Source organism: Streptomyces sp. NPDC037013 (genome assembly GCF_055607265.1).
In genome coordinates this window covers 354,218-379,927 of the sequence record NZ_JBVJRV010000001.1, presented here as the reverse complement: position 1 = coordinate 379,927, position 25,710 = coordinate 354,218, and the positions used below count along the sequence as shown (strand labels likewise).

Genomic DNA, 25,710 nt, shown 5'->3' with positions numbered 1-25,710 from the left:
ACCGCCCGTACACCCGGCGGTACCGCGGGGCGACACGCCAGGGGACGTGCCGGGCTGCGCATACGCTGCCCTCATGTTCAAGAAGCGGAGAGAGCACCGGCAGGCCGAACTGCACGCGAGCCTGGCTGCCGCCCTGCGGGACCCGGACGCGGCCGTCCGCGCCCGGGCCGCGTCGCAGGCGGCCGAGACGGCCGACCTGGAGTGGGCGTTGCGGGAACTCGCCCTCGCCGTGGGGCGCGAGCCGTGCTCGGACGACTTCCACGCCTCGGTGGTGGACGGCTTCGCGACGGCGCTGCGCCGCGAGGCCGGGCTGCGGCGGCGCGTGGAGCGGGTCGTCGCCGGGCATCTGGACGACCCCGAGGGTTTCGTGCGGGAGTGGACCGCCCTCGTCGCGGAGCTCGGCGGTCCGCCGGCCCCGGCGGAGGTCGGCGACGACCTCTGCGACGACATGCGGGCCCGCCTCACCTCGCTCCGCGGCGAGGGCTGGACCGCCGAGGGGCTCGACGGGCTCGGGGCGCCCGGCACCTTCGCGCGCGACCTCGCCTTCGACCTCGCGGTCATGCTGGCGTCGCTCGTGGTGCGCCGGAACGAGCCGCTGCCCGCCGAAGAGGCCGAGCGGGTGCGGGCCGAGACGCGCGCGGTCCTGGAGCGGGCCCTGATGGTCCCTCCCGACAGTGACGCGCGTCTCGAACTGATCGCCCCGCTGGGCGAGACCCCCGAGGACGAGTCGTGGACGGACCGCGCCCGCCACGGCATCCAGGTCGACGAGACGCTGACCCTGTGCATGAGCGCGGAGGACGACCGGGCGGCCCTCGGCGTCGAGACGCTCGACCACCAGCTCGGACGCGACGACGTGCTAAGGCGCCGGCGGACCCGTGAGGCCCTCGACCACTTGGTGGCGCGTGAGCGGCCGCCCTTCGTCCTCGCCCAGATCCTCGACGGTTACGTACAACTGCACACCGCCGCACCGCTCGAGGACCCGCCGGTCAAGCTGTTCCTCGCCGCGATGCGCCACACCGACGCGTCGGTGCGCTCCACCGCCGCGACGGGCGTCGGGCTGCTGGCGCTCGGCACCCCGGACGAGACGCGGGTGGTGGAGGCCCTGGTGGCGCTGCTCGACCACGACGCGGAGGACGAGGTACGGGGCTCCGCCGCCGGCTGCCTGGTCAACACGGACCACGGCGCGGAGCCGAACTCCGGGACCGTGGCCGCGGCCATGGCACGCCACGCCGACTCCCGCTGTCCGCCCGTGCGCGCCGCCTCCCTTCAACACGCCCTGGAACACGGCGCCACGGACGCGTACGACCGGCTGCTCGCCGAGCTGGACTCGCCGGACGTCGACTGGACCTTCCTGTCCGCGGTCGAACTGGCCTGCATGGACCGGGGATTCAGCGTCCCGGACGACATCAGGCCGCGCCTCACCGAGCGCCTGGAGCGGCTGGCCGCGAACGGCTGGGCCGACCGCGGCGCGGACCCGGACGGCTACCCGGACGCGGACGACCGCGCGGAGATGCTCTCCGAACTCATCGACCGGGTGCGGGCCCGCGCCTGAGGTCCGGGTCCGCCCGGCTCGCCCCTAGTGGTGGTCGTGCGCGCCTGCCGTGTCCTTCGAGGTCGCCCCGGACCTCCGAGAACTGGACTTCCGCGGACCGGACTTGCGTGAAACGGCGTGGTGCGGCTCGTAATCCGGGATCGTCCCGTCCGGCTTCTTCACCAGGAAGAGACCGGCCATGCCCATGTCCGAGTGGCTCTGAACGTGGCAGTGGTACATCCAGGCCCCGGCCCCCACGCCCTCGCCCGCGATGACCTGGAAGCCGAAGGAGTCGCCCGGTCCCGTGATCTTGTCGTCGAGGATCTGGCTCGGGTCGTCGGGGCCGGTCAGCAGGCCCGTACGGTTGTCCGCCCAGCGATGACCGTGCACGTGGAAGGTGTGGTAGTACTCGCCGTGGGTGATCGAGACGAACTCGACGCGGTCGCCCACCGTGGCCTCGAAGGTGGGGGTGTCGTGGCCCGCCCTGTTGTTGACCGTCATGTCGTTGAAGACGATCGTGAAGGTCTTGTCCGGCAGCAGATCGCCCTTGCGCCGCACGATCAGCGGCCCGTAGAGCCCCTTGCGCACGCCGCCAGTGCCGTGATCGGTGCCGACCACATGATCGTGGTAATGCCAGTAGCCCGCGGTGCCGGGACGCCAGGTGCCGTCCTTGCGGCGGCCCGGCGCGTGGGTGCGCCAGGTGTAGGTGCGCCTGCCGCCCGGCTCGACGTGGCTGTGGGTGTGCCGGGTGCCGTCGCTGGAGATCTCGTAATCCATGCCGTGGACGTGCAGGCTGGCGTCGACGTCCGTGGTGTTCTCGAACTCGATGTGCAGGGTGTCGCCCTCGTTCAGCTCGATGAGCGGGCCGGGAATGGACGCCTTGCCCTTCTCCAGGCCGTACCCCAGCTGCCCGTCCGGCAGCTTCTCCGCATACATCGTGATCCGCTTGACCTCACCGCCGGCGGGCGCCGTCCTCGGCGCCGCCTCGGCCGTGCTCGCACCCGGCGCACCGGCCACCGACAACGATGTCACCCCGGCTGCCGCCGCCGCGCCGCCCACGAGCATCCGCCGGTTGAAGCTCCGCCTGTCCAAGTTCCGTCGGGCCATGAGGAATCCCCCATCGTGGTACGGAGACTGACGGGGCATCGGACGGCCCCGAGACGGCCATACGGTATCGGCCGGATCTTTGTTTATCCACACGCAGGACAAAGTTCGTGCTATCGCGGTGATACCTATTGGCGAGTTGCGAAAAGAGGTCTAGCTTCGTCGGCGCTGTTGCTGTGACCGACGAGGGGTTGGTGTAGTCATGCGGCGCACACCGCGTCAAAGGCCCTTGCAGTTACGAGGGTTGAGCAGAGCACGACTCAGATCGACCGGCTCACGACGGGCCTGGGCGGCCGCGCTGCTGTCCGGCGCGCTGGTCACCGGGGCGCTCTCGGCGCAGGCCGCGTCCGCGCGGCCGTACCCGGAACCGCCGTTGACAACGATGTCTCTTCCTTCGCCACCCGGCGGGGCCAAGGTCAAGGTCCTCGTCTTCCACGGTTCGGCGGCGGGCGGCGACGAGTCCCCCGTCGTCGACGCCGGCATCGAGGCCATCGAGAAGATCGGGCGATCCGGCCCGGCCGACCAGCGGTTCACGATCGAGGCGACCGACGATCCGGCCGTCTTCACCGACGAGCGGAGGCTCGGCACGTTCAACGCCGTGACGTTCCTGACCGGCGGCGGGGACATCCTCGACCCCGAGCAGGAGGCGGGCCTGGAGGCCTACATGGAGGCCGGCGGCGGCTTCCTCGGCATCCACGACGCGGCCCGCGCCGAACCGTACTCGAACTGGTTCACCGGACTCGTCGGCGCCCGCCCCGCCGAGTCGGGCCCGAGCGGCGTCCAGCGGGCGACCGTCGAGGTCGGCGACCGGGAGAATCCGGCCACCAAGGAGCTCCCGCTCCAGTGGAAGCGCCCCGACCGGTGGCTGAACTGGACGAAGAACCCCTCCGGCGACGTGCACACGGTCGCCCGCGTCCGGGAGTCGACGTACCAGCCGGGTGCCGGCGCGAACGGCGCGGACCACCCGGTGTCGTGGTGCCGCGACTACGACGGCGGCCGCTCCTTCTACACCGGCATGGGCGGCACGGCGGCCTCGTACGACGAAGCCGACTTCCGCGCCCATCTGCGCGGCGCCCTGCTGTGGACCACCCGCCTGGCGCGCGCCGACTGCAAGGCCACGATCAACGCCAACTACAAGGCGGAGCGCCTCACCCAGCCCAACCAGCCGGGGAAGAACGACCAGATCGGTGAGCCGCACGGCCTGGTCACCGCCCCCGACGGCAAGGTCTTTTACATCGGCCGCGGCGGCGCCGACTCCTCGCGGCCGGTCGTCACCGACTGGAACGACCCGGACGTCGGCAAGGGCACCGGTGAGATCCATGTGTACGACCCGAAGACCAAGAAGGTGACGCTCGCGGGCGCCCTGACCGTCTTCGGCAACAAGGGCGGCGGCGATGAGCTGACCAAGGTCGAGGAGGGGCTCCTCGGCATCGAACTCGACCCGCGGTTCGAGCGGAACGGCTGGGTGTACCTGCACTACACGCCCCACTCCCGGATCAACCGCGAGACCCACATGGGCGAGCGGTACGTCTCCCGCTTCACGCTGGACCCCACCACGGACAAGCTGGACATGGGCAGCGAGAAGGTCCTCCTCAAGTGGCCGGTGCAGGTCCACAGTTGCTGCCACGCGGGCGGCGGGATGGCCTGGGACTCCAAGGGCAACCTCTACATCGCGACCGGCGACAACAACTCCTCCGGGTTCAGCGGCGGTTACTCCGGAAACAACCCGCAGCCGAACTTCAAGGGCGTCTCGGTCGCCGACGCGCGCCGCACCGCCGGCAACACCAACAACCTCAACGGCAAGATCCTGCGCATCCACCCGGAGCCGGACGGGACGTACACGCTCCCCGAGGGCAACCTCTTCACCGGCAAGGAGCAGGACGAGGGCGGCGGCAAGACGCGCGGTGAGATCTACGTGATGGGCGTCAGGAACCCCGCGCGCATCTCGATCGACAAGAAGACCGACACCCTGTACGCGGGCTGGGTCGGTCCGGACGCCGGCGCGCCGTCGACGACGTGGGGCCCGGCGAAGTACGACACGTTCGCCGCGATCACGCACGCCTCCAACCGCGGCTGGCCGTACTGCATGGGCAACAATCAGCCCTACCGCGACCGCAATCTGCCGGACCCGACGAAGCCACTCGGCTGGTACGACTGCAAGCACCTCAAGAACGAGTCGCCCAACAACGACGGCCTGGTGAACATCCCGCCCGCCGAGCCCAACAACATCTGGTACTCGCCGCAGGGCGGCGGCATCGACTACCCGCGCGACGCCAACGGCGTGCCGAGCTACCGGACCCAGGAGCAGAAGCAGCTCCTGCCGTGGCTCAAGGGCGGCGGCCAGGCGACCATGAACGGCCCGGTGTACCGCTACGACGCGGCGAACGCGAGCGCCGGAAAGTGGCCGTCCTACTGGGACGGCAAGTGGTTCGTCGGCGACTTCTACGACGGTGACCAGCCGCGGCACGCGGTGCTCATGGACCCGAAGACGGTCGGCGCCGGCGGGCTGCCCGTCCACGCCGAATCCCTGAAGAAGATCATTCCGGTCGGCAACGACGGCATCAAGAACCTCATGGACTGGAAGTTCGCCCCGGACGGCTCGCTGTACGTCCTCGACTACGGCAGGGGCTTCTTCACCTCGGACTCCAAGTCGGCCCTGTGGCGCGTGACGTACAACGGCGGCGGGGCGACCCCGGCCGCCGACGACCTGGCGAGGAAGGCGGGATGATGCGCGCATCCTGGAACGCGCGCGGCGGTACCTCGCGTACCGCCGCCGGAGGGCGAAGACTGTACGCGGCGCTCTGCGCGGCGCTCCTGATGGTGCTCGGGCTGACCTCGACGGCCGCCACGGCGCGCCCCGACAACACCGGTGTCGCGGCGGCCCAGACCCTGACCTGGACCGCCGACAACGACATCGCCAAGTACAGGTCCGCCCCCACCACGGCGGTGGCGGGCGCGACGACGATCGTCTTCGAGAACAGCGAGGCGACCGGCAACACGACGGGCATGCCGCACACGCTGACGTTCGACACCTCCGACCCGGAGTACAACAACGACGTCGCGCTGAACATCCTGGCCAACCCCAACGACGACCAGGGCGGCAGGCACACCGCAGAGGTCACGCTCACCCCGGGCCGCTACCGCTACCACTGCACCATCCCGGGCCACGGGGCGATGCAGGGCATCCTGGTGGTGACCGAGGGCGGCGGCGAGGACACCACGGCGCCCGTCGCCTCGGCGAAGGTCGAGGGGACCACCAACTCCGATGGCGCGTACGTCGGTTCGGCGACCGTGGCGGTGACCGCGACGGACGAGGGCTCGGGCGTCGACAGGATCGAGTACGCGGTCGGCGTGGACGGCGCCTGGCAGCCGTACACCGCGCCGGTCGTCGTCGACCGGGCAGGCACGCACAAGATCCGCTACCGGGCCACCGACAAGGCGGGCAACGCGTCGGCGGAGAAGGCCGTCGACTTCACGGTCGTCGCGCCGCCGACCGACGACAGGACGCCGCCGGAGACCTCCGCCACGGTGACCGGCGACAAGAACGACCAAGGGCAGTACGTCGGGATGGCGACGGTCACGGTGACGGCGTCCGACACCGGTTCCGGCGTGAACAAGATCGAGTACGCGCTCGGTGACGGCCCCTGGACCGCCTACACCGCTCCGGTCATGGTCCATGAGGCGGGCGCCCACAAGGTCCGCTACCGCGCGTCCGACAAGACGGGCAACCAGGCGGCCGAGAAGTCCGCCGAGTTCACCGTGGTCGCGCCGCCCGTGGAGGACAGGACGCCGCCCGTGACCTCGGCGAAGGTCGAGGGCGACAAGGATTCGGACGGCGCCTACCTCGGCCGGGCGAAGGTGACGGTCACCGCGACGGACGCCGGCTCGGGCCTGGACAAGGTGGAGTACTCGCTCGACGGCGGCCCCTACCTCGCGTACGGGGCGCCCGTCGTCGTCGACCGCGTGGGGCGCCACAGCGTGGCCTACCGGGCGAGCGACAAGGCCGGCAACTCCAGCGAGGCCAAGACGGTCTCCTTCACCCTCTCCGAGGGCGGCGGCGTGCCCGCGCCCAACTGCCCCGAGTACGACGAGCGGAAGACGGTCTTCGTGGGGACCGTCGACACGGGCATCCCGAACCGGGTCACCGACAACCGTTGCCGCATAGGCGAGTTGATCGAGGACGAGAAGGAGTGGACGTCGCAGGCGCTCTTCCTCAAGCACGTCAAGGGCGTCACGGACAAGCTCCTCAAGGCGGGCGAGATCGACCGGCGCGAGTACAACAAGATCAATCGCGCCGCCAAGCAGTCCGGCATCGGCAAGCCCGGCCAGACGGAGGGCTACACCAAGCTCTTCGACGGCACGAAGGGCTCCCTCGACCGGTGGGAGCAGGTGGGGGGCGGCCGGTTCGGTCTCAACGGCGACGGCTCGATCACCAGTTCCACGTCGGTCGAGGGCATGGGCATGCTGTGGTTCCCGCAGCGGAAGTACGGCGACTTCTCGCTGAAGCTGCAGTGGCGGGACGACGCGCCGGGCAACGGCAACACCAACGCCGGTGTCTTCGTGCGCTTCCCGCAGGTCCACGACCACCCGGAGGAGTCACGTCCGGAGTGGGTCGCCATCAAGTACGGGCATGAGATCCAGGTGAACGACCGCCCCGACGGCGACATGTACAAGACCGGGTCCGTCTACGGCTTCGACCGGGTGGGCCTCGCCGGTGCCGGGGTCACCCCCAAGGGCACGTGGAACGATTACGAGATCCGCGTGGTGGACCAGCACTACTCGGTCTACCGCAACGGCGTCCTGATCAACGAGTTCGACAACGTCGGCGGCCAGGAGTTCGTGCCGCCGCGCGGTGACGACCCGGGCACGGACGGGCGCCGGTACGCCTCCGGCTACCTCGGGCTCCAGGTCCACGGCGTGACGGATGTGGTGTCGTACCGCGACATCCGGATCAAGGAGCTGTAGGCCAGGCCCCCGCCCGCTCCACCGCGGCGCCCTCACCCGTACGGGATGGGGGCGCCGCCTCCGTCAGTCCTCGTGCTTCGCCCGGCTCGGCTGGACCCGCTTCGGCTCGCCCGGCATCTTCGGGTACTCCGGCGGGTAGGGCAGGTCGCCGAGGCCGTGCTCCCTCTCGTCGCGGTTGGCCAGGTCGAGCAGGGCGTCCAGCGCGTACGCCCGGTCCTCCATCCCGGCGTGGACGTCGCCGACCTCGGCGAAGCGGGCCGGCATGGTGGCGAGGTCGAAGTCCTCCGGTACGGCGTCGTCGACCTCCTCCCAGCGCAGCGGTGCCGAGACCGGGGCGTGCGGGCGGGCCCGCACCGAGTAGGCGGAGGCGATGGTGCGGTCCCGCGCGGTCTGGTTGTAGTCCACGAAGATGCGCTCGCCGCGCTCCTCCTTCCACCACGCGGTGGTGACCGCGTCCGGCATGCGCCGCTCCAGCTCCCGTCCGCAGGCGATGGCGGCCCGCCGCACCTGCGTGAAGGTCCACCGCGGCTCGATCGGCACGAAGACGTGCAGGCCGCGCCCGCCGGACGTCTTCGGCCAGCCCACCAGGCCGCCGAACTCGTCGAGGACCACCCGCAGTTCGTGGGCGGCCCGGACGGCGTCGGCGTAGTCCGTGCCCGGCTGCGGGTCGAGGTCGATGCGGAGCTCGTCGGGGTGGTCGAGGTCGTCGCGCCGCACCGGCCAGGGGTGGAAGGTGAGGGTGTTGTACTGGGCGGCCCAGATGACGGCGGCCAGCTCGGTGGGGCACATCTCGTCGGCGGTGCGGCCGCTGGGGAAGGAGATGGTGGCGGTGGGGATCCAGTCGGGGTGGTTCTTCGGCACGCGCTTCTGGTAGAAGAACTCGCCCGCCGCCCCGTCGGGGTACCGCTGCAGTGTGGTGGGGCGGTTCCGGAGCGCGCGCAGGATGCCGGGCCCGACGGCCACGAAGTACTCGGCCAGGTCCAGCTTGGTGAACCCCCGCTCGGGAAAGACGACCCGGTCGGGGCTGGAGAGCCGTACCTGGCGCTCCCCCGCGTCGATCTGCACGGCCGCGCTCTTGCCGTTGGCTGCACCCATGCGAGCCACGCTAAGCGCAGCAGACATTCACCGCATACCGGGCGGACGCTGGCCTTGGCCCGCCCCTGGCTCCGGGCGCCCGCTCAGCCGGAAGCGTGCAGTGAGCGGGAGGCGGCCGCCAGGAACTCCGCCCTGTCCCTCTGCCGGTCGAGCCGCGTACCGCGCCCCTGCGCCATCGCCGGACCCAGGCTGTCCACCCATGACGCGGCCGGAGCCCAGACGGCCTGCGGCGCTTCGAGCATGACGGCGGCCAAGGCGCGTTTGACCGCCAGGTAGTTCTCGGGGGCGTTGTCCTCCTCGCAGACGTCGGCCGCCTGCAGGAAGGTGACGAAGACGCGGCGCCGATTGTCCTGCTCGCGCACCCTCTGCTGGTCCTCCAGGGTGGCGCGCACCGTCTCCAGTACGGCGTCGGCCTGCCGCTCGCCGGCGTGCCGGGCGGCCGCGGCCTGGTCCTGTCCCGCGCGCTCGGCGGCCTGCGCCTGCCTGACGCCGGTCGCCCGGGTGAACCACCCGGTGACGATGCTGCCCGCGACGGCCGACCCCGCGGCGATGAGTGCGACTCCCCATTCGCTCATGCGGCCAGTCTGACGCGCCGTCGCCGCCGTCGCCGCCGTCCGGTGCCGGTCGCGAAGACGTCCGCCTCGCCCGTCGGGGCACGCGCCCCCTCGTACGCGCGAACAGGCGGGCCGCCCGGGCCGACCCTAGATTTGAATCATGGATCTGCCGGTGATGCCGCCCGTGAAGCCCATGCTCGCCAAGCCCGTGGCGAAGATTCCGGCGGGCATGCAGTACGAGGCGAAGTGGGACGGGTTCCGCGCGATCGTCTTCCGGGACGGTGCCGAGGTCGAGATCGGCAGCCGTACGGGGAAGCCGCTGACCCGCTACTTCCCCGAGCTCGTGACCGCCCTGCGGGAGCGGCTGCCGGAGCGTTGCGTGATGGACGGCGAGATCGTGATCGTCAGGGACGGGCGGCTCGACTTCGACGCGCTCACGGAGCGCATCCACCCCGCCGCCTCCCGCGTGACCCTGCTGGCGGAGCGGACGCCCGCCTCGTTCGTGGCGTTCGACCTGCTCGCGCTCGCCGACGAGGCCCTGCTCGACGTGGGCCTCGCCGACCGGCGCGCCCTCTTGGTGAAGGCGCTGGCCGGGGTCACCCCGCCCGTGCACCTGGCGCCGGCGACCACGGACCCCGCGACGGCCCAGGTGTGGTTCGAGCAGTTCGAGGGGGCGGGGCTCGACGGGGTCATCGCCAAGCCGCTCGACCTCGCGTACCGCCAGAACGAGCGCCTGATGTTCAAGATCAAGCACGAGCGCACCGCGGACTGCGTGGTCGCGGGGTACCGCTTCCACAAGAGCGGGCCGGTGGTCGGCTCGCTGCTCCTCGGCCTCTACGACGAGGAGGGCGCCCTGCAGCACGTGGGCGTGTGCGCGGCGTTCTCGATGAAGCGCAGGGCCGAGCTCGTCGAGGAGCTGGAGCCGCTGCGGATGGAGTCGGCGGCCGGACACCCGTGGGCGGCCTGGACGGACGAGAGCGCCCACGAAAGCTCGCGGATGCCCGGCGCCCCGAGCCGCTGGTCGGGCAAGAAGGACCTCTCCTGGATGCCGCTGCGCCCGGAGCGGGTCTGCGAGGTGGCGTACGACCACATGGAGGGCGGCCGGCGCTTCCGCCACACGGCCGCCTTCCGCCGGTGGCGCGACGACCGGACCCCGGCGAGCTGCACGTACGCACAGCTGGAGGAACCGGTACGGCACGCCGTGACGGACGCGCTCGGCACCCCGGGCTGACCGGACGCGCACACGCGCGACGGGCCCGCCCCACGCGCCCCCGGCACCCGCGGGCACCGGAATCGCGCCATTGTGCGATCAGGCCCCCGCGCACCTTCCGCCCCATCGGCCGCGACCGTATGCTCCTGCGCCTGACACTTCAGTTACCGACGGTAATGGGGGCCGGGCATGGGGCGGGACATGGGGCGGGACACGGAGCACGGCGGTGGCGAGGGAAGTACGCGGCGCGGTTTCGTCGCGGGGGCCGCGGCGGTCGGCGGGGCGGCCGCGCTGGGAGTGGGGGCCGGGGCGCTGCCCGCCGCGGCCGCACCGGAGGCGTCGCGGGCGAAGCCGTCCGTGGCCGTGCTCGGTGGCGGCGTGGCCGGACTGACCGCCGCCCACGAACTGGCCGAGCGGGGGTTCGCCGTCACCGTCTACGAGCGCCGGGCGCTCGGCGGCAAGGCCCGCAGCATGGACGTGCCGGGCAGCGCGAAGGGCAACCGCAAGCCGCTCCCCGGCGAGCACGGGTTCCGTTTCATCCCGGGCATCTACCACAACCTCCCGGACACGATGCGCCGCATCCCCTTCCCGGGGAACCCGCACGGCGTGTGGGACAACCTGGTCGCGCCCCGCGAGATGTCGTTCGCGCGCACCGGGCGCGAGGACCTGCGGATGCCGATCCCGTGGCCGGGCAACCAGCCGGAGAGGCTCACCCTCGACGACATCCGCCGGGCGCTCGGCGCGCTGCTCGACACCGCCTTCAACCTGCCCGCCCACGAGGCCGCGTACTTCGTGAACCGCGCGCTGGTCTTCCTGACGAGCTGCGACGAACGCCGCGCGGACGACTGGGAGTCGACGCCCTGGTGGGAGTTCACCCGCGCCGAGCGGATGTCCAAGGACTACCAGCGCATCCTCGTCATCGGCGTCACCCGCAACATCGTGGCGACCAAGGCCGAGGAGGCGAGCACCCGCACCGTCGGCACGCTCGGCGAGGCCTTCGTCCTCAACGCGCTGGGCCAGGGCGCGGACGGCCCGCCCGACCGGATCCTGAACGCGCCCACGAACGAGGCGTGGATCGACCCGTGGGTGGCCCATCTGAGGTCGCTCGGCGTGGAGTTCCGCATCGGCTGGACCGTGCGCGAGCTGGCGTTCGACGGCGCCCGCATCACCGGGACCGTCGTCGAGGACGCCGACGGCGTACGGCGTGAGGTCACCGCCGACCACTATGTGCAGGCCATGCCGGTGGAGCACGCGCGCAGGACGTGGAGCGCCGCGCTCAAGGCGGCCGACCCCCAGCTGGCGCGCTGCGACAAGCTGGAGACGGACTGGATGACGGGCATCCAGTTCTATCTGACGGAACGCCCGCCGCTGGTGAAGGGCCACTTCAACCTGATCGACTCGCCCTGGTCGCTGACCGGCATCGCGCAGGCCGCGCACTGGCCCGAGCGGGACTTCCCGGCCGACTACGGCGACGGCGTCGCGGTCGACTGCCTGTCGGTCGACATCTCCGAGTGGGACAAGCCGGGCATCCTGTACGGCAAGACGGCCAAGCAGTGCACCCGCGACGAGGTCGCCAAGGAGGTGTGGGCGCAGCTCAAGGCCGCTCTCAACGACACCGGCAGGACGGTCCTGAGCGACGGCAAGCTCCATTCGTGGTTCCTCGACCCAGGAGTCGACGGACTGGGCACGCCGAACCCGACCAACGAGGACCAGCTGCTCATTCACCCGGTGGGCACGTTCCACAACCGTCCGTCGGCCGCCACGAAGATCCCGAACCTCTTCCTCGCCGGCGACTACGTCTCCGTGGACATCGATCTGGCGACCATGGAGGGTGCCAACGCCGCGGCCCGCCAGGCGGTCAACGCCCTTCTGGAACGGTCGGGTTCGGACCAGAAGCCGTGCACGGTGCAGCCGCTGTACCGCGTCCCGGCGATCGAGGCCCTCAAGCGCCACGACCGCACCCGCTACCGGCTGGGCCTGCGGAACGCGCTCGATCTGGGCTGACGGGCTGCGACCGGGTCTTCGGGGTAGGACTCCCCTATGAGACGGCGGACACGGACGCGGGCACGGGCCGGGGCGGTGGTGGCGATCGCACTCGCCGCCCTGGCGTCCGGCTGCACCATCGAACCCTCCGGGGCCGACGGGAACGGGCGGTCGGACCCGGGGCGGGGCGCCGTGTTCGCGGTGAAGATCGACAATGTCGGCCCGGCGCGGCCGCAGACCGGCCTCGACGCGGCGGACGTCGTCTACGTCGAGCAGGTGGAGGCCGGGCTCAGCCGTCTGATGGCGGTGTACGCGTCGCGGCTGCCGGCCGCCGTCGGCCCGGTGCGCAGCGCCCGCGAGACGGATCTCGAACTGCTGCGGCAGTTCGACCGGCCCACGCTCGCGTTCTCCGGGGCGCAGTCGAAGCTGCTCCCGTTGATCGCCGGCGCCCCCGTGCGGGCGCTGCCGCCCGGCAAGGCTCCCGGCGCCGCCTACTACCGGGCCGCCGGGAGGGCGGCGCCGCACAACCTCTTCGTACGGCCTCATGCACTGAAGACGGACCCGCGCGCGAGCGCCCTGCAGAGCACCGGTTTCCGGTTCGGGCCGCGCCCGGAGGGCGGCACACCGCAGACCCGGCGGACGGTCCGCTTCCCCGCGGCCCGTTTCACCTTCGACTGGGTGGAGTACGAGGGGCGCTGGCGCGTCACGATGGACGGCGAGCGGGCCCGCACGTCCGACGGCAAGGAGCTGGGGCCCCCGACGGTCGTCGTGCAGTACGTGAAGGTGCGGCCGTCCCGTTTCCACGACCGGGCGGGCAGCGTCTCGCCGTTCACCGAGACCGTCGGCGCCGGCTCCGCGAGCGTGCTGCGGGACGGGCGCGCCTACCAGGCACGGTGGAAGCGCCCCTCGGCGTCGGACGGCACCACGTTCACGACGGTGGACGGCAGTCCGCTGCCGTTCGCCAAGGGGCAGGTGTGGGTCGTGTACGCGAAGGCCTGAGCCCCGTCAGTCGGTGAGGGCCGCGGCGGCGGGTGCCGCGGGGTTGCGCAGGTCCTCCGCGGCGTCCGCGACCCGCTGGATCAGGTCGAGGAAGACGGAGCGCTCCTCGGCGGAGAGCGGGGCGAGCAGGACCTGGTTCATCCGGGCGGTCCGCAGGGTGAGCCGGCGGTGGGTGCCGTGGCCCTCGTCGGTCAGGCGCAGCAGGAAGCGGCGGCCGTCCCGCGGATCGCGGATCTTGTGGAGCAGGCCGCGGCGGATCAGCCGGGCGACGACCTCGGCGATCGTGGACCGGTCGAGGCCGACCCGCTCGCCCACGGTGCGCTGGTCGAGGCCGGGTTCGGCGACGAGGGCGTTGAGGACGGCGTACTGCGGCGAGGTGATCTCCTCGGAGACCATCGCGTTCCACAGCAGGTGGTGTGCCTGCTGGAGGCGCCGGGCCAGGTGCCCGGGGTGGGTGGCCAGGTCCGCCGCGACCATGGGGTTCTCCGCTCCTCCGGCTCACCGACGCGGGCCGTCGGCGCGGATCTCGTTGTGGCGTGTTCGCCGAGGACTTTCGTTGGTGCACAGAACAATACTCGTTCTCCGTCGCGGAGAGGTCAGGTCTTGTCAGGCAGTTGGTGAACTCCTATCCTCGCCGAAATAGTCAGTGCCCTGATCAATGTGCGGGACACGTCGGGATGAGAGGGGGGCGTACGGATGGACAAGGTGGTGGCCACGGCCGCCGAGGCGGTGGCCGACGTCCGGGAAGGGGCGTCGGTCGCGGTCGGCGGCTTCGGTCTGAGCGGCGTGCCGAACGAACTGATCCGCGCGCTGCACCGGTCCGGGGTCGCGGACCTGCGGATCGTCTCCAACAACTGCGGGGCGATGGATTCGGGGCTCGCGGTGCTTCTCGCGGCGGGCCGCATCGCCCGCGTGACCGGCTCCTACATCGGCGCCAACAAGGAGTTCGCACGGCAGTATCTGAGCGGCGAACTGGAGGTCGAGATGATCCCGCAGGGCACGCTCGCCGAGCGGCTGCGGGCGGGCGGCGCCGGCATCCCCGCCTTCTACACCCCCGCGGGCGTGGGCACACAGGTCGCCGAGGGCGGGCTGCCCTGGCGCCACGACGGCGAGGGCGGGGTCGCGCTCGCCTCACCACCCAAGGAGGTGCGGGAGTTCGACGGCACCCCGTACGTCCTGGAGCGCGGCATCCGCACCGACTACGCCCTGGTGCGCGCGGCCCGCGGCGACCGGCACGGCAACCTCGTCTTCGCCCGCTCCGCCCGCAACTTCAACCCGCTCGCGGCGATGGCCGGGCGGGTGACCGTCGCGGAGGTGGAGGAGCTGGTGGAGCCCGGCATGATCGACCCGGACGCCGTGCACCTGCCGGGCATCTTCGTCCAGCGGGTGGTGGCGCTCACCCGCGAACAGGCCGCCGACAAGGGCATCGAGCGGCGCACGGTCTCCGGGCCCGCGACGCGGGGAACGGTGGGCGTCTGATGGCCTGGACCCGGGAGGAGATGGCCGCCCGCGCCGCGCGCGAACTGCGCGACGGGCAGTACGTGAACCTGGGCATCGGCCTGCCCACGCTGATCCCCAACCACCTGCCGCCGGGCGTGGAAGTGGTCCTCGAGTCCGAGAACGGCATCCTCGGCGTGGGCCCCTACCCCACCGAGGCGGAGGTCGACCCCGACCTCATCAACGCGGGCAAGGAGACCGTGACCGTCCTGCCCGGCGCCTCCTTCTTCGACTCGGCGCTCTCCTTCGGGATGATCCGCGGCGGTCACATCGACGTCGCCGTGCTCGGCGCGATGCAGGTCTCCGCGCGCGGGGATCTCGCCAACTGGGCGGTCCCCGGCAAGATGATCACCGGGATCGGCGGGGCGATGGACCTCGTGCACGGCGCGCGGACGGTCGTCGTCGTCATGACGCACACCGCCAAGGACGGCACCGCGAAGATCCTCGACGAGTGCACGCTGCCCCTGACCGGCCGGGCTTGCGTCGACCGGATCATCACCGACCTCGGCGTACTGGAGGTCACGGACCACGGCTTGGAGCTGGTCGAGACGGCGCCCGGCGTCACCGTCGCGCAGCTCGTCTCGCGGACCGCGGCCGAGGTCCATGTGCCGGCGGAGCTCGCGGGCTGACCCGCGCCGCCCACCACTTCTCCGTACGGAGCCCGAAGAACGGAGCCCGAAGCGATGTCCCTCACCACCGAACCCCTGCCCGACGGACTCAGCCAGGAGGCGATGGACGCCGAGATCGAGAAGGCGCAGGCCGCGGCGGCCGGTGGCCCCCATCCGGCGCGCGACTACCCGCCCTACCGCAGCAGCCACCTGCGCCACCCCAAGCAGCCGCTCGTGCCGCTCCGCGACCCGGAGGCGGTGGAGCTGAGCGGGCCCGCGTTCGGCGTCACCGACGTGACCGACCTGGACAGCGACCTGACGCGGCAGCACCCGGGCGAGCCGCTCGGCGAGCGCATCACGGTGAGCGGCCGGGTGCTCGACCGCAGGGGACGTCCGGTCCGCGGCCAGCTGGTCGAGCTGTGGCAGGCCAACGCGTCCGGCCGGTACGCCCACCAGCTGGACCGGCATCCGGCGCCCCTCGACCCGAACTTCACGGGCTTCGGGCGCTGCCTGACCGACGACGACGGCGCCTACTCCTTCACCACCGTCAAGCCGGGCGCCTACCCGTGGCGCAACCACGTCAACGCCTGGCGCCCGGCGCACCTGCACTTCTCGCTCTTCGGCACGGCGTTCAGCCAGCGCCTGGTGACCCAGATGTACTTCCCCCAGGACCCCCTCTTCCCGTACGACCCGGTGCTGCGCTCGGTGACCGACGAGTCGGCCAGGCAGCGCCTCGTCTGCGCCTACGACCACGCCCTGTCCGTCCCCGAGTGGTCGCTCGGCCACCGCTGGGACATCGTCCTCGACGGCCCGTCCGCGACGCTCTTCGAGGAGGGCGACCAGATCCGATGACGTCCGCACCCACTCCCCCGCGGCCGCGCTCGGCGCCGTCCGCGCCCGCGCACGCCCCCACGCCCTCCCAGACCGTCGGCCCCTTCTACGGTTACGCGCTGCCCTTCCCGCGCGGCGGCGAGGTCGCGCCCGTCGGCCACCCCGACACCATCACCCTGCACGGGTACGTGTTCGACGGCGCCGGACGGCCCGTGCCCGACGCCCTGATCGAGACCTGGCAGCCCGCGCCGGACGGTTCGCGCACGGGCGCCCCCGGGTCGCTGCGGCACGACCCCGTCACGGGCGACGTCGTGGGGCGGGACGGCGTCGCGTTCACGGGATTCGGCCGGGTCCCGACCGACGCGGACGGCCACTGGGCCGTGCGGACGCTGCCTCCGGGAGGCGTCTCATACATCTCCGTGGCCGTCTTCGCGCGCGGGCTGCTCCACCATCTGTACACGCGCGCGTACTTGGTGGACGAGCCCGGAGACGCGCTGCTCGCCGGGCTCGACGCCGAGCGGCGTGCCACCCTCGTCGCCCTCGGCGAGGGGCCACGCACGTACCGGTTCGACATCCGCCTCCAGGGCGAGGGTGAGACGGTCTTCCTCGACTTTGGGCCGGATCCCCGATGAGCGGCCTGTTCGCCCCGGGAGAGGTGGGCTCCGCCGTCGCCGACGCGACCTCCGACACCGCCTTCCTCGAAGCGCTGCTGGCCGTAGAGGCAGCACTGACCCGCGCCCAGGCCGCCGTGGGTCTTGCGCCCCCGGACGCGGCGGACGCGGTGACGCGGGTGGCCGCCGACCCCGGCCGCTTCGACGTGGCGGACATCGCGCTCCGCGCGCGGGACGGCGGCAACCCGGTGATCCCGCTGGTGGCGGAGGTGACGGCGGCCGTACCCGCCGACGCCGCGCCCTACGTCCACCGGGGCGCGACCAGCCAGGACGTCCTGGACACGGCGCTGATGCTCCTGTCCGCGCGGGCACTCGACCTGGTCCTCGGCGACCTGGCCCGCACGGAACGGGCACTGGCACGGCTCGCCTCGGCGCACCGGGAGACGGTGATGCCGGGCCGTACGCTCACGCAGCACGCGGTGCCGACGACATTCGGCCTCAAGGCGGCGGGCTGGCGGTCGCTGGTCCTCGACGCGCGGGACAGGATCGCGCACGTACGCGGCGGACTGCCGGTCCAACTGGGCGGCGCGGCGGGCACGTTGGCGTCGTTCGGGGCGGACGCGCGGCGTGCGGGAGTGTCGGTGGACGGGGAGCCCGGCCCCGGCACGGCTCCCGGCCCCGGCGCGGCCCCGCATCCGTCCCGGGAGTCCCTGGTCGCGGCCTTCGCCCGCGAACTCGCGCTGCGCGAGCCGATGTTGCCCTGGCACACCCTCCGTACACCGGTCGCCGACCTCGCCGCCGTCCTCGCCCTCACCGCGGGCGCCCTCGGCAAGACGGCGGCCGACGTGCTCACCCTCTCCCGCACCGAGATCGCCGAAGTCTCCGAGGGCACCGGTGGCGGCTCGTCCGCCATGCCGCACAAGGCCAACCCCGTGCGCGCGACGTTGATCGCCGCGGCCGCCCGCCGCGCACCCGCGCTCGCCGCGACCCTCTACGGCTCGCTGCCCGCCGAGGACGAACGGCCCGCCGGCGCCTGGCATGCCGAGTGGGAGCCGCTGCGCGCCCTGCTGCGGCTGGCCGGCGGCGCGGCCCGGGACGCGGCCGAGCTCGCCGAGGGGCTGCGCGTGCACCCGGAGCGGATGCGCGAGAACCTCGGCCTCACCCGCGGGGCGATCGTCGCCGAGCGCCTGTCGGTCGAGCTGACCCCGCTCCTTGGCCGGGCCCGCGCGAAGGAGCTGCTGACCGGCGCCGCCCGGCGGGCCCACGCCGAGCAGCGGACCCTCGCCGAGGTCCTGGCCGAGGAGCCCGCCCTGAAGGACGTCGACCTCGGCGAGCTCACCGACCCCACCCACTACACCGGTTCGGCCGGTGCCCTCACCGACCGTGCCCTGGAGCGACGTTGACCCCCGTACCGAGCGGCAGGCTGCCGCACCACACCACGGAGGGGGCGGCCACCGCTCCCCCACTCCTCCTCGGCCCGTCCCTGGGCACCTCCACCGCCCTGTGGGACGCCGTCGCGCCCGAACTCGCCACCACGCACCGGGTCGTGCGCTGGGACCTGCCCGGCCACGGCGGCTCCCCCGCCGACCTGATCGGCCCCGGCGCGACCGTCGCCGAACTCGCCGGACTCGTCCTGGCCCTCGCCGACTCGCTCGGCGTCGACCGCTTCGCGTACGCCGGCGTCTCGCTCGGCGGGGCCGTGGGCCTGCACCTCGCGGCCCACCACGGCGACCGGGTGGCGAGCCTCGCGGCGCTCTGCACGTCCGCGCACTTCGACGGGGCGCGGCCCTGGCGGGAGCGGGCCGCGCTGGTGCGCCGCGAGGGCCTGGCCGGTGTCGCAGAGGCGGCGCCGGGGCGGTGGTTCACCCCCGGATTCACGGTGCCCGCCCTGGTGGCGGACCTGCGGGCGGCCGATCCGGAGGCGTACGCCGCGTGCTGCGACGCCCTGGCCGCGTACGACATACGGGAGGCACTGGCGTCGGTCGAGGCGCCGACACTGGTCGTCGCCGGACGCGCGGACCCGGCGACTCCGCCCGCCCACGCGCGCGAGATCGCCGACACCGTGCCGGGCGCCACGCTCCTGGAAGTCGCGGGCGCCGCGCACCTGGCGCCCGCCGAGCGGCCAGGCGCCGTCACGGCGGCGCTGCGCGCCCACTTCGGTGGCGACACCGCGGGCGGCGGTACGGCCGTGCGGCGCGCCGTGCTCGGGGACGCGCACGTGGACCGCGCGCAGGCGAACACGACACCGTTCACGGCACGCTTCCAGGACTTCATCTCCCGCTACGCGTGGGGCGAGATCTGGACCGACACGACGCTGGCCCGCCGCGAGCGCAGCATGATCACGATGACGGCGCTGGTCGCCCACGGCCACCTCGACGAGCTGGCCCTGCACGTCCGCGCCGCCCGCCGGATCGGGCTCACGCCCGAGGAGATCGGCGCGGTCCTCCTGCAGTCCGCGGTCTACTGCGGGGTGCCCGCCGCCAACGCGGCGTTCGCGGTGGCCCAGCGCGTACTGGCGGAGGACGCGGCCGCCGACGGGACCGGGGGAGCCTAGAGCCCGGCGCGCGCCCCCCAGAGAGACCTCAGGTGGCCGAGGCTCCGCTCGGCCAGGGGGCGCAGGGCCGGCGCGACGGCGCGCGCCTCGGCCCGCAGCCGGTCGGTCGCGCCGGGGCCGAGCGCTCCGGCCGCCTCCTCGGCGAAGGAGGGCTCGGCGAGCCACTCGTCCAGGAGGCCCGGCGTCACCTCCAGGTGGAACTGGAGCCCCCAGGCCGCCGGGCCGGCCCGGAACGCCTGGCACTCGGTGGTGGCGGTGCGGGCGAGGACACGGGTCCCGGCGGTGGGCACGATGCGGTCGTCGTGCCAGTGGAGGACTCCGGGGGCATCGGCCAGCGGGCCGACGACGGGGTCGTCCCGGTCCACGTCGCGCAGCGGCGCCCAGCCGATCTCGCCCGCGCGCCCCAGCTCGGCGCCCGCGCGGACGGTCAGCCCTTGGGCGCGGGCGAGGAGTTGGGCGCCCAGACACACGCCCAGCGTCGGGAGCCCGACGCGCACCGCGTCGACCAAGAGGTCCCGCTCCAGCTTGAGCGCGGGGTGGCCCGACAGGTCGTCGGCGTTCATGGGGCCGCCCATCACGACGAGGCCCGCCAGCTCGGACACGGACGGCAGGTCGTCCGCGCCGGCCCCCGGCACGTCGAGCAGATTGCGGACGTCGACGTCGAGTCCGCTGCCGTCCAGCGCGTCCAGGATGAGGCCCGGCCTCTCCACCTCGACGTGCTGGAGGATCAGGACGGTGCGCGCGGGCATGGGAGGTCTCCTCGACCGGGAACTGGGGAAGGCCTCCAGCCTAACGTGCCTGGTCAGAGTGGTGCGGGGGGCCTCGGGCCGGGGGTGCGGCGGGGCTCGGGGCGCACCTGGAGCACGGCTGCGTGGCGAGAACGCTTTCCCTGCCGCTCCGTCGCGGTCCCGCGCTCAGCGCGCCCCGTACACCGGCTGGGGCGGCTCGGCGTCGGCGAGCAGTCCGAGCGCGGCCTCGCCGGCCTGTGCCGGGGTCCAGCGCGCGCCCTTGTCCGCGGTCGGGCCGGGCCGCCAGCCCTCCATGACCGTGATGCGGCCCGCCTCCGCCTCGAAGACGCGGCCCGTGACGCCGGCGGAGGCGGTGGAGCCGAGCCAGACCACCAGCGGAGAGACGTTCTCCGGGGCCATCGCGTCGAAGCCGCCGTCCTGGGGTGCGGCCATGGTGTCGGCGAAGGTCCGCTCGGTCATGCGGGTGCGGGCGGCGGGCGCGATGGCGTTCACCCGCACTCCGTAGGCGCCCAGTTCGGCGGCGGCGACCAGCGTCAGGCCGAGGATGCCCGCCTTGGCCGCGCTGTAGTTGCCCTGCCCGACGCTGCCGAGGAGCCCCGCTCCCGAGCTGGTGTTGACCACGCACGCGTGCGTGGCGCGGCCGGCCTTCGCCTCGGCGCGCCAGTACGCCCCCGCATGCTTGAGGGGCAGGAAGTGGCCCTTGAGGTGAACGCGCAGCACGGCGTCCCAGTCGTCCTCGTCGAGGTTGACCAGCATCCGGTCGCGCAGGAAGCCCGCGTTGTTGACGAGGATGTCGAGGCGTCCGTACGTGTCGATCGCGGTCCGCACCAGTGAGGCGGCGCCCTCGGACGTGGCGATGTCGCCGCCATGGGCGACGGCTTCGCCGCCCGCCGCGCGGATCTCCCCGACGACGTCGTGGGCGGGTCCGCGGGATCCGCCGGAGCCGTCGGGCCCGACGCCGAGGTCGTTGACGACGACGCGGGCGCCTTCGGCCGCGTACGCGCGCGCGTGGGCCCGGCCGAGACCGCGCCCCGCGCCGGTGACGATCACGACGCGGCCCTCGCAGAGCCCGGAATCGGCAGCTGACGTCATGGCAGAACTCCTCGGGTGCGATCAGTGGTTGACGGAGGCCGCGGCAAGGAAGGCGGGGCGCTCGCCGCCGCCGTGCAGCCGCAGGGCGGCGCCGCTGATGTAGCGGGCGCGGTCGGAGGCGAGGAAGACGCAGGCGTCGCCGACGTCGGCGGGGTCGGCGAGGCGGCCGAGCGGGACGGTGCGGGCGACCCGGGCGATGCCCTCCTCGTCGCCGTAGTGGAGGGCGGCGCTCTCGGTGCGGGCGAGGCCGAGGACGACGGTGTTGACGCGCACGTCCGGGGCCCATTCGACCGCCATCGTGCCGGCCAGGTTCTCCAGGCCCGCCTTCGCGGCGCCGTACACGCCGCTGCCGGGCGAAGGCCTGGTTCCGCTGACGCTGCCGATCATCGTGATGCTGCCGCCCGTCTCCTGACGGCACATCACGGCGTGGGCGGCGAGCGAGGCGTACAGCGGGGCGAGCAGGTTCAGTTCGACGATCTTGGCCTGGCGGGTGGGGGCGGAGTCGGCGAGCAGCCCGAACGGGGTGCCGCCCGCGTTGTTCACCAGGGCGTCCACCGCGCCATGGTCGGCGGCCACTTCGGCGAAGAAGGCGCGGGCCGCCTCGGCGTCGCGGAGGTCGAGGGGCCTGAACTCTGCGGTCGCGCCGGCGTTCTCGACCGGCCCCTCGGGTGGCCTGCGGGCGCAGATGACGACCCGGGCCCCGATGGCAAGGAAGCTCCGGGCGATCCCGGCGCCGACGCCGCGGGTGCCGCCGGTCACGACGACCACCTGTCGTCTGTCAGTCATCGCTGCTACCTTTCCGACTAACAAATGTTTGGTTGAGGCGTGTGGTCGAAAGGTAGCGGATCCTCTGATGTCTGTCTCCACCTCCACCCCGGACAAGGGCGTGGCCGTCGTCACCGTCGACCACCCGCCCGTCAACGCCCTTCCCGTCCAGGGCTGGTACGACCTGGCGGAGGCGGTGCGCGCCGCCGGGCGCGACCCCGGGATCCGCTGCGTCGTGCTGAGCGCGGCGGGCCGCGGGTTCAACGCGGGCGTGGACATCAAGGAGATGCGGCGCGACCCCGGCCACACCGCGCTGATCGGCGCCAACCGCGGTTGCTACGAGGCGTTCTCGGCGGTGTACACCTGCGAGGTCCCCGTCGTCGCCGCGGTGCACGGCTTCTGCCTGGGCGGCGGGATAGGCCTCGTGGGGAACGCGGACGCGATCGTGGCCAGCGAGGACGCCACCTTCGGCCTGCCCGAGCTGGACCGGGGGGCGCTCGGTGCCGCCACCCACCTGGCCCGTCTCGTGCCGCAGCACCTGATGCGCGCCCTGTACTACACCTCGCGGACGGTGACCGCCGCCGAGCTGCACGCGCACGGCTCCGTGTGGCGCGTCGTCCCGCGCTCGGAACTGGCCGGCACCGCCCTGGAGCTGGCCCGGGAGATCGCCCGCAAGGACGGCACACTGCTGCGTTTCGCGAAGGCCGCGATCAACGGCATCGACCCGGTCGACGTGCACCGCAGCTACCGCTTCGAGCAGGGCTTCACCTTCGAGGCGAACCTCAGCGGCCTGGCCGACCGCATCCGCGAGGACTTCGGCACGCGAGCGGAGGCCGGGACGGAAGGGGAGGGCAGGGCATGAGCGGCAGGATCGACAAGAGGATGACGCCCGAGGAGATCGTGGGCCGTCTGAGGAGCGGGATGACGCTCGGCATCGGCGGCTGGGGCTCGCGCCGCAAGCCGATGGCGCTGGTGCGCGCCCTGCTGAGATCCGACGTCACGGACCTCACCGTCGTCTCGTACGGCGGCCCGGACGTCGGTCTGCTCGCCGCGGCCGGCCGCATCCGCAAGCTGGTCACGGCCTTCGTGACGCTCGACTCGATCCCCCTGGAGCCGCACTACCGCGCGGCACGCGAGCGCGGCGCGTTCGAACTCGTCGAGCTGGACGAGGCGATGTTCATGCAGGGCCTGACCGCGGGCGCCCAGCGGCTGCCGTTCCTGCCGATCCGCGCGGGGCTCGGCTCCGACGTCCTCCGGGTCAACCCCCATCTGCGCACGGTCACTTCGCCGTACGAGGACGGTGAGGAGCTCGTCGCCGTACCCGCGCTGCGGATGGACGCGGCCCTCGTCCACCTGAACCGCGCCGACCCCTTCGGCAACGGCCAGTACCTGGGCCCCGATCCGTACTTCGACGACCTCTTCTGCGAGGCGGCCGACACCGCGTACGTCTCCTGCGAGCGCATCGTCGACCCCGGCGAGCTCACCGCGCACGCCGCGCCGCAGACGATGCTCGTCTCCCGGCACGCGGTGACGGGCGTCACCGAGACGCCCAAGGGAGCCCACTTCACCTCCTGCGCGCCCGACTACGGCCGCGACGAGCCCTTCCAGAAGGAGTACGCCACCGCGGCGGCGGACCCGGCGGCCTGGGACGCCTTCCGCGCCCGCTTCCTCGCCGGCGACGAGCCCGACTACCACCTGGCCGTGCAAGCCTTGCACAAGGAGCAGCGATGACGTCGACCACCGACCGGGCCGTCACCCGCGCCGAGTACTGCGTGATCGCCTGCGCCGAGGCATGGCGCGGCGCGGGCGAGATCCTCGCCTCGCCGATGGGCGCGGTTCCCCTGGTCGCGGCCCGTCTCGCCAAGCTGACCTTCTCCCCCGACCTGCTGCTCACCGACGGCGAGGCGCTGCTCATCGGCGACGTGCCGGCCGTCGGCGCGGCGTCGGCGGTGACCGAGGGATGGCTGCCGTACCGCAGACATCTGACGATGGTCATGGGCGGCAGACGGCACGTGATGATGGGCGCGAGCCAGATCGACCGCTTCGGCAACCAGAACATCTCCTGCATCGGCGACTGGGCGCGCCCCGCCCGACAGCTCCTGGGCGTGCGCGGCGCCCCGGTGAACACCCTGAACAACCCGGTGAGTTACTGGATCCCGCGGCACTCGACGCGCGTGTTCGTCGAGAAGGTCGACATGATCAGCGGCGTCGGGTACGACAGCGCGGCCGCCGCGGGCCCGTCCGCCACCCGCTTCCACGATCTGCGGCGGGTCGTCTCCGACCTCGGCGTCTTCGACTTCCGGACACCCGACCGCGCGATGCGCCCGGTCTCCCTGCACCCCGGCGTGACGCCCGACCGGGTGCGCGAGGCCACCGGCTTCGCGCTCACCGTGCCGGACGACGTCCCGCCCACACGCGAGCCGACCCCGGAGGAACTGCGGCTGATCCGCGACGTGGTGGACCCGCGCGGCCTGCGCGAGCGCGAGGTGCGCCCGTGATCCCACCGCCCACCGTGGAGACGCCGCTGACCCGGCTGGTCGGGGTCCGGCATCCGATCGTCCAGCCCGGGATGGGGTGGGTGGCGGGCCCCCGGCTGGTCACCGCCAGCGCCGAGGCCGGGGCGCTCGGCATCCTCGCCTCGGCCACGATGACCGTCGGCCAGCTCCGCTCGGCCGTCCGTGAGGTGAAGTCCCGTACGGACAAGCCGTTCGGGGTCAATCTGCGGGCCGACGCGGGCGACGCGCGGGAGCGGGTCCGGATCATCGTCGACGAGGGTGTGCGGGTCGCCTCCTTCGCCCTCGCGCCCTCCAGGGAGCTCATCGCCGAGCTGAAGGACGCCGGCGTGGTGGTCATCCCCTCCATCGGCGCGCGGCGGCATGCCGAGAAGGTCGCCGCGTGGGGCGCGGACGCGGTGATCGTGCAGGGCGGCGAGGGCGGCGGCCACACCGGCGAGGTCGCCACGACCGTGCTGCTCCCGCAGGTCGTGGACGCCGTGGACATTCCGGTGGTCGCGGCCGGCGGCTTCTGCGACGGGCGCGGTCTGGTCGCCGCCCTCGCCTATGGCGCGGCGGGCGTGGCCATGGGCACCCGGTTCCTGCTCACCTCGGACTCGACGGTGCCGGACGCGGTCAAGGCCCGCTATCTGGCCGCCTCCGTCAAGGACGTCACGGTCACCACGCGGGTGGACGGCCTTCCGCACCGGATGCTGCGGACGGAGCTCGTGGCGGGCCTGGAGAGGTCGGGCCGGATCACGTCGCTGGCGCGCGCGGTGCGGCACGCGGCGGCGTTCCGGAAGGTCTCCGCGATGAGCTGGGGCCGGCTGGTCCGCGACGGCCTGGCGATGCGGCAGGGCAAGGAGCTGACCTGGAGCCAGGTCCTGCTGGCGGCGAACACCCCGATGATGCTCAAGTCGGCGATGGTGGACGGGCGTCCGGAGCTGGGGGTGATGGCGTCCGGGCAGGTGGCGGGGGTGATCGAGGACCTGCCGTCGTGCGTGGAGCTGGTGGAGCGGGTGATGGCCGAGGCCGGGGAGGTCCTGGGCCGGCTGAAGGCGGTCTGATCC

Annotated in this window: 23 protein-coding genes; 16 read left to right on the top strand and 7 right to left on the bottom strand. The window is 72.9% G+C overall.

The features are described from left to right. The first annotated feature begins 73 nt into the window (after positions 1-73). On the top strand, positions 74-1,552 hold the full coding sequence (locus ACZ7DY_RS01645; RefSeq protein WP_471128614.1) for a hypothetical protein: 1,479 nt from the start codon (positions 74-76) through the stop codon (positions 1,550-1,552). A 24-nt stretch (positions 1,553-1,576) separates the two neighbouring features. Here the strand turns inward: ACZ7DY_RS01645 and ACZ7DY_RS01640 are convergent, their stop codons facing one another. Then, entirely contained in the window at positions 1,577-2,623 is a 1,047-nt protein-coding gene (locus ACZ7DY_RS01640; RefSeq protein ID WP_471130178.1) for a multicopper oxidase domain-containing protein, read from the bottom strand. Positions 2,624-2,837: 214 nt separating this feature from the next. On the opposite strand from ACZ7DY_RS01640, the gene ACZ7DY_RS01635 reads away from it, so the two are divergent. Then, the gene (locus ACZ7DY_RS01635) at positions 2,838-5,363 is read left to right on the top strand and encodes a ThuA domain-containing protein (protein WP_471128611.1); all 2,526 of its coding nucleotides are present in this window, start codon (positions 2,838-2,840) and stop codon (positions 5,361-5,363) included. 89 nt (positions 5,364-5,452) lie between these two features. Continuing rightward, a complete protein-coding gene (locus tag ACZ7DY_RS01630; RefSeq protein ID WP_471130175.1) occupies positions 5,453-7,600 on the top strand; it encodes an OmpL47-type beta-barrel domain-containing protein in 2,148 nt (715 codons plus the stop codon). 63 nt (positions 7,601-7,663) lie between these two features. Here ACZ7DY_RS01630 and ligD read toward each other — a convergent pair whose 3' ends face one another. Continuing rightward, on the bottom strand, positions 7,664-8,695 hold the full coding sequence (ligD, locus tag ACZ7DY_RS01625) for a non-homologous end-joining DNA ligase (protein WP_471128608.1): 1,032 nt from the start codon (positions 8,693-8,695) through the stop codon (positions 7,664-7,666). An 83-nt stretch (positions 8,696-8,778) separates the two neighbouring features. Beyond that, a complete protein-coding gene (locus ACZ7DY_RS01620; RefSeq protein ID WP_471128605.1) occupies positions 8,779-9,270 on the bottom strand; it encodes a hypothetical protein in 492 nt (163 codons plus the stop codon). A 139-nt stretch (positions 9,271-9,409) separates the two neighbouring features. On the opposite strand from ACZ7DY_RS01620, the gene ACZ7DY_RS01615 reads away from it, so the two are divergent. The 3 genes from ACZ7DY_RS01615 to ACZ7DY_RS01605 all read left to right on the top strand — a co-directional run bounded on the left by ACZ7DY_RS01615 (position 9,410) and on the right by ACZ7DY_RS01605 (position 13,441). Beyond that, positions 9,410-10,480, top strand: coding sequence for an ATP-dependent DNA ligase (locus ACZ7DY_RS01615; protein ID WP_471128602.1), 1,071 nt, complete (start codon positions 9,410-9,412; stop codon positions 10,478-10,480). A 180-nt stretch (positions 10,481-10,660) separates the two neighbouring features. Beyond that, positions 10,661-12,463 (top strand): hydroxysqualene dehydroxylase, encoded by a 1,803-nt coding sequence (locus ACZ7DY_RS01610; RefSeq protein WP_471128599.1) that lies wholly within the window; start codon positions 10,661-10,663, stop codon positions 12,461-12,463. 36 nt (positions 12,464-12,499) lie between these two features. Further along, positions 12,500-13,441, top strand: a complete 942-nt coding sequence (locus ACZ7DY_RS01605) for a DUF3048 domain-containing protein (RefSeq protein ID WP_471128596.1) — start codon at positions 12,500-12,502, stop codon at positions 13,439-13,441. Between the two features lie 6 nt (positions 13,442-13,447). Here ACZ7DY_RS01605 and ACZ7DY_RS01600 read toward each other — a convergent pair whose 3' ends face one another. Next, complete coding sequence (locus tag ACZ7DY_RS01600) at positions 13,448-13,918, bottom strand: MarR family winged helix-turn-helix transcriptional regulator (protein ID WP_471128593.1); 471 nt, start codon at positions 13,916-13,918, stop codon at positions 13,448-13,450. A gap of 219 nt (positions 13,919-14,137) precedes the next feature. Here ACZ7DY_RS01600 and ACZ7DY_RS01595 point away from each other — a divergent pair, with 219 nt between their 5' ends. The 6 genes from ACZ7DY_RS01595 (at position 14,138) to pcaDC (ending at position 19,542) form a co-directional block, all read left to right on the top strand. Continuing rightward, complete coding sequence (locus ACZ7DY_RS01595; protein ID WP_471128590.1) at positions 14,138-14,920, top strand: CoA transferase subunit A; 783 nt, start codon at positions 14,138-14,140, stop codon at positions 14,918-14,920. Next, positions 14,920-15,567: a CoA transferase subunit B gene (locus ACZ7DY_RS01590; protein ID WP_471128587.1), complete on the top strand. Its 648-nt coding sequence runs from the start codon at positions 14,920-14,922 to the stop codon at positions 15,565-15,567. Before ACZ7DY_RS01595 ends, ACZ7DY_RS01590 begins: the two co-directional genes overlap by 1 nt. A 102-nt stretch (positions 15,568-15,669) precedes the next feature. Next, positions 15,670-16,398: a protocatechuate 3,4-dioxygenase subunit beta gene (gene pcaH / locus ACZ7DY_RS01585; protein WP_471130172.1), complete on the top strand. Its 729-nt coding sequence runs from the start codon at positions 15,670-15,672 to the stop codon at positions 16,396-16,398. After that, a complete protein-coding gene (pcaG, locus tag ACZ7DY_RS01580) occupies positions 16,395-17,009 on the top strand; it encodes a protocatechuate 3,4-dioxygenase subunit alpha (RefSeq protein WP_471128584.1) in 615 nt (204 codons plus the stop codon). The genes pcaH and pcaG overlap by 4 nt, the downstream gene beginning before the upstream one ends. Further along, the gene (gene pcaB, locus ACZ7DY_RS01575) at positions 17,006-18,391 is read left to right on the top strand and encodes a 3-carboxy-cis,cis-muconate cycloisomerase (protein ID WP_471128581.1); all 1,386 of its coding nucleotides are present in this window, start codon (positions 17,006-17,008) and stop codon (positions 18,389-18,391) included. The genes pcaG and pcaB overlap by 4 nt, the downstream gene beginning before the upstream one ends. Further along, entirely contained in the window at positions 18,388-19,542 is a 1,155-nt protein-coding gene (pcaDC, locus tag ACZ7DY_RS01570) for a bifunctional 3-oxoadipate enol-lactonase/4-carboxymuconolactone decarboxylase PcaDC (RefSeq protein WP_471128578.1), read from the top strand. The genes pcaB and pcaDC overlap by 4 nt, the downstream gene beginning before the upstream one ends. On the opposite strand, the gene ACZ7DY_RS01565 is transcribed toward pcaDC, so the two are convergent. The 3 genes from ACZ7DY_RS01565 to ACZ7DY_RS01555 form a co-directional block, all read right to left on the bottom strand. After that, on the bottom strand, positions 19,539-20,291 hold the full coding sequence (locus ACZ7DY_RS01565; RefSeq protein ID WP_471128575.1) for a type 1 glutamine amidotransferase: 753 nt from the start codon (positions 20,289-20,291) through the stop codon (positions 19,539-19,541). The two genes, pcaDC and ACZ7DY_RS01565, sit on opposite strands and share 4 nt — an antisense overlap. A gap of 165 nt (positions 20,292-20,456) precedes the next feature. After that, the gene (locus tag ACZ7DY_RS01560; RefSeq protein WP_471128572.1) at positions 20,457-21,383 is read right to left on the bottom strand and encodes an SDR family oxidoreductase; all 927 of its coding nucleotides are present in this window, start codon (positions 21,381-21,383) and stop codon (positions 20,457-20,459) included. 21 nt (positions 21,384-21,404) lie between these two features. Then, positions 21,405-22,169, bottom strand: a complete 765-nt coding sequence (locus ACZ7DY_RS01555) for an SDR family oxidoreductase (RefSeq protein WP_471128569.1) — start codon at positions 22,167-22,169, stop codon at positions 21,405-21,407. Between the two features lie 67 nt (positions 22,170-22,236). Between ACZ7DY_RS01555 and ACZ7DY_RS01550 the strand changes: the two genes are divergently transcribed. From ACZ7DY_RS01550 to ACZ7DY_RS01535, 4 genes are read left to right on the top strand one after another with little or no spacing between them, the layout of a single operon-like run. Then, a complete protein-coding gene (locus ACZ7DY_RS01550) occupies positions 22,237-23,010 on the top strand; it encodes an enoyl-CoA hydratase family protein (RefSeq protein WP_471128567.1) in 774 nt (257 codons plus the stop codon). Continuing rightward, positions 23,007-23,879: a CoA transferase subunit A gene (locus ACZ7DY_RS01545; RefSeq protein ID WP_471128564.1), complete on the top strand. Its 873-nt coding sequence runs from the start codon at positions 23,007-23,009 to the stop codon at positions 23,877-23,879. The genes ACZ7DY_RS01550 and ACZ7DY_RS01545 overlap by 4 nt, the downstream gene beginning before the upstream one ends. Beyond that, complete coding sequence (locus ACZ7DY_RS01540) at positions 23,876-24,646, top strand: CoA-transferase subunit beta (RefSeq protein WP_471128561.1); 771 nt, start codon at positions 23,876-23,878, stop codon at positions 24,644-24,646. Before ACZ7DY_RS01545 ends, ACZ7DY_RS01540 begins: the two co-directional genes overlap by 4 nt. Before the next feature lie 14 nt (positions 24,647-24,660). Beyond that, complete coding sequence (locus ACZ7DY_RS01535; RefSeq protein ID WP_471130169.1) at positions 24,661-25,707, top strand: NAD(P)H-dependent flavin oxidoreductase; 1,047 nt, start codon at positions 24,661-24,663, stop codon at positions 25,705-25,707. Positions 25,708-25,710: the final 3 nt, after the last annotated feature.

Excerpts from the sequence above, each read along its gene's own strand:
- ACZ7DY_RS01645 (WP_471128614.1), top strand. The coding sequence starts at position 74 with ATGTTCAAGAAGCGGAGAGAGCACCGGCAGGCCGAACTGCACGCGAGC.
- ACZ7DY_RS01635 (WP_471128611.1), top strand. The coding sequence starts at position 2,838 with ATGCGGCGCACACCGCGTCAAAGGCCCTTGCAGTTACGAGGGTTGAGC.
- ACZ7DY_RS01630 (WP_471130175.1), top strand. The coding sequence starts at position 5,453 with ATGGTGCTCGGGCTGACCTCGACGGCCGCCACGGCGCGCCCCGACAAC.
- ligD (WP_471128608.1), bottom strand. The coding sequence starts at position 8,695 with ATGGGTGCAGCCAACGGCAAGAGCGCGGCCGTGCAGATCGACGCGGGG.
- ACZ7DY_RS01620 (WP_471128605.1), bottom strand. The coding sequence starts at position 9,270 with ATGAGCGAATGGGGAGTCGCACTCATCGCCGCGGGGTCGGCCGTCGCG.
- ACZ7DY_RS01615 (WP_471128602.1), top strand. The coding sequence starts at position 9,410 with ATGGATCTGCCGGTGATGCCGCCCGTGAAGCCCATGCTCGCCAAGCCC.
- ACZ7DY_RS01610 (WP_471128599.1), top strand. The coding sequence starts at position 10,661 with ATGGGGCGGGACACGGAGCACGGCGGTGGCGAGGGAAGTACGCGGCGC.
- ACZ7DY_RS01605 (WP_471128596.1), top strand. The coding sequence starts at position 12,500 with ATGAGACGGCGGACACGGACGCGGGCACGGGCCGGGGCGGTGGTGGCG.
- ACZ7DY_RS01600 (WP_471128593.1), bottom strand. The coding sequence starts at position 13,918 with ATGGTCGCGGCGGACCTGGCCACCCACCCCGGGCACCTGGCCCGGCGC.
- ACZ7DY_RS01595 (WP_471128590.1), top strand. The coding sequence starts at position 14,138 with ATGGACAAGGTGGTGGCCACGGCCGCCGAGGCGGTGGCCGACGTCCGG.
- ACZ7DY_RS01590 (WP_471128587.1), top strand. The coding sequence starts at position 14,920 with ATGGCCTGGACCCGGGAGGAGATGGCCGCCCGCGCCGCGCGCGAACTG.
- pcaH (WP_471130172.1), top strand. The coding sequence starts at position 15,670 with ATGGACGCCGAGATCGAGAAGGCGCAGGCCGCGGCGGCCGGTGGCCCC.
- pcaG (WP_471128584.1), top strand. The coding sequence starts at position 16,395 with ATGACGTCCGCACCCACTCCCCCGCGGCCGCGCTCGGCGCCGTCCGCG.
- pcaB (WP_471128581.1), top strand. The coding sequence starts at position 17,006 with ATGAGCGGCCTGTTCGCCCCGGGAGAGGTGGGCTCCGCCGTCGCCGAC.
- ACZ7DY_RS01565 (WP_471128575.1), bottom strand. The coding sequence starts at position 20,291 with ATGCCCGCGCGCACCGTCCTGATCCTCCAGCACGTCGAGGTGGAGAGG.
- ACZ7DY_RS01560 (WP_471128572.1), bottom strand. The coding sequence starts at position 21,383 with ATGACGTCAGCTGCCGATTCCGGGCTCTGCGAGGGCCGCGTCGTGATC.
- ACZ7DY_RS01555 (WP_471128569.1), bottom strand. The coding sequence starts at position 22,169 with ATGACTGACAGACGACAGGTGGTCGTCGTGACCGGCGGCACCCGCGGC.
- ACZ7DY_RS01550 (WP_471128567.1), top strand. The coding sequence starts at position 22,237 with ATGTCTGTCTCCACCTCCACCCCGGACAAGGGCGTGGCCGTCGTCACC.
- ACZ7DY_RS01545 (WP_471128564.1), top strand. The coding sequence starts at position 23,007 with ATGAGCGGCAGGATCGACAAGAGGATGACGCCCGAGGAGATCGTGGGC.
- ACZ7DY_RS01540 (WP_471128561.1), top strand. The coding sequence starts at position 23,876 with ATGACGTCGACCACCGACCGGGCCGTCACCCGCGCCGAGTACTGCGTG.